This is a genomic window from Zooshikella ganghwensis DSM 15267, from assembly GCF_000428585.1.
Taxonomy (GTDB): Bacteria; Pseudomonadota; Gammaproteobacteria; order Pseudomonadales; family Zooshikellaceae; genus Zooshikella; species Zooshikella ganghwensis.
Window position 1 is genome coordinate 1 of record NZ_AUAF01000329.1, and the last position, 1,926, is coordinate 1,926.

The 1,926-nt window shown below is 40.6% G+C and carries 3 protein-coding genes; 2 read left to right on the top strand and 1 reads right to left on the bottom strand.

What is annotated here, in order from left to right; all coding sequences use genetic code 11:
- On the bottom strand, positions 1-611 hold a 611-nt coding region (locus tag F607_RS32150; protein ID WP_157365624.1), incomplete at its 3' end, for a Hachiman antiphage defense system protein HamA.
- A 244-nt stretch (positions 612-855) separates the two neighbouring features.
- Here F607_RS32150 and F607_RS33860 point away from each other — a divergent pair.
- A complete protein-coding gene (locus F607_RS33860) occupies positions 856-1,413 on the top strand; it encodes a replication protein P (RefSeq protein WP_084611431.1) in 558 nt (185 codons plus the stop codon).
- 28 nt (positions 1,414-1,441) lie between these two features.
- Complete coding sequence (locus tag F607_RS0126610) at positions 1,442-1,837, top strand: hypothetical protein (protein ID WP_027710414.1); 396 nt, start codon at positions 1,442-1,444, stop codon at positions 1,835-1,837.
- Positions 1,838-1,926 lie beyond the last annotated feature (89 nt).

Here is a 1,926-nt window from a genome sequence, read left to right on the forward strand (position 1 = left end):
ACATGCCGTATAAACGGATTTAAATGTTGCGAAGTGAACACTGAGCCTGATGATTGGCACTCGCTAAAAGTCGCCGACAACGTCGGCCTAACTTGAATATGATCTTTGGCTGAATCATTGATAGCATCTTGTAGGCGGTTAGCCTTTGAAGTGGAAAACTTTGTCTTAGACTCAAAGACAAACAAAACATCATTGGTGGAAACTTCACCGCTTTTTTTGTGAAATTGAAATCCAATGACATCGCTCCCCTTGGGTGATTCATCTTGGACAACTTTCGATGACCATCGAACTCTAGGAACCCAACAATTTAGTATCCACTGGAGATAATCAGCAACCAGAATTTCTCCAAAATCTCCCGCTCGGATTCCAGGACCGAGCTGGGATGTTTTGCTTGGGAACTTGATATTGGTCAAATAATCTGACATCGAACGCTGGCCGCGTAGGAAGTCGACATCAGTATCTAGGCAGTAGTGGTTCCGGAAATGTTTTGCCCAGGCCGAAAGCACTGCATCATCATTTTGGTGACACAACTTAACAACTTTGACTTCCTTACCGTCGATAGTATTCAGTTGTTCACCAGTGTCGACAAGCCAGTTAATATGTCCCAGCATCCTTAATAAACTCTTCCCTTGAAATTACCATTATCGTTTTCTACATCCATGCTTTAAGCAGTCTAGCTGAACGACTTTCACAAGATCTTATTTTGCTTTGACTATTTATAGAGTATACCAGCTACTCACTTAACAAAATCAGTAGGTAATAAAAACTTTTCTATCTTTACAGAAAAAAAGGGCAATAACTAGAAATTATCCATTTTAAATGGTTATTTATTAAAGGAGCAAAGCCCGCTTGTGAATATTCTTTTCTGAGTCTGATTCAGAGGACAAAGCTAAAAGCGAATGGACTAAAGCTTTTCTTGAAAACAACATAACACAGATTGAGCAAGTTAAAGTTGGATTGCGTAAGGTACGCAAAGACCCTTCACCTTATTTTCCTAGTTGTGGCCAATTTATCAGTTGGTGCCAGCCTGGGCCGGAGGACTTTGGATTGCCTATGGTTCATACGGCCTACAACGAGGCTTGCCAGAACGCTAGCAGTTCGACCAATGCAGTATGGAGCCATAACGCCGTATATGCCGCTGCAAGGGCGACAGGGTGGTTTGAGCTAAGAAGCAGGACAGAAAAGGAAGTGTTTCCACTATTCAAGCGTAACTATGAGATAGCTTGCCGTAAGGTGATGGCCGGGGAGGAAATCGTAATACATAAGGCACTACCAGGAACACGACAGAAGACGCTCGCCGAGAAAAGCGAGGAAATTAACGCTAAGGCGCTGGCTGAAAAGGTCGAACAGCAAGGGTTAACAGGGTTGAAGGGGAAAGACGCGTTAAGTCGTATGCGGTCTATGATTGTATAGAGGGTTGATCAAGAAAGGGTGGGTTGCTATGGAAAGCAAGTGTGTAAACTGTCATTTTCTTGCAAAAGATAACATACATATTCAGCAATCCCTTAAACCACATGAAAGAGAGCATGTTAAAAATGGTGATTACTCTTCAATAATCTCCAAAGGGCCTCTTAGCTTGTATTGTGCTAAAGGGGTATGGGACGAAAGAATAGACTCTTCACTTGTAAATGTTCGAGATAAAAATATTTGCAAGATAAAAAGATCAAAAAATAAATGTTTTTATATCCCATATAGCCCTGGTATGACACGGGATGCTGCAGAAGAGTTACTTAAACATGAGCGAGAAAATGATAAAATAAAAGTAGAAAATTCATATAAGCGAGCAGCATTATTGTTAATTTTGCCTAATTGGTTTAAAAATATTTTTGGTTTATAACTCGACTTTGGCCATTTAGAAGCTAAGGCATTGCAGGTAAAGCAATACTGTTAGTGGTTATAACCTGAATTAACTCATGTCTAATGAAA

Coding starts and splice junctions, on each gene's coding strand:
- F607_RS0126610 (WP_027710414.1), top strand. CDS start 1,442: ATGGAAAGCAAGTGTGTAAACTGTCATTTTCTTGCAAAAGATAACATA.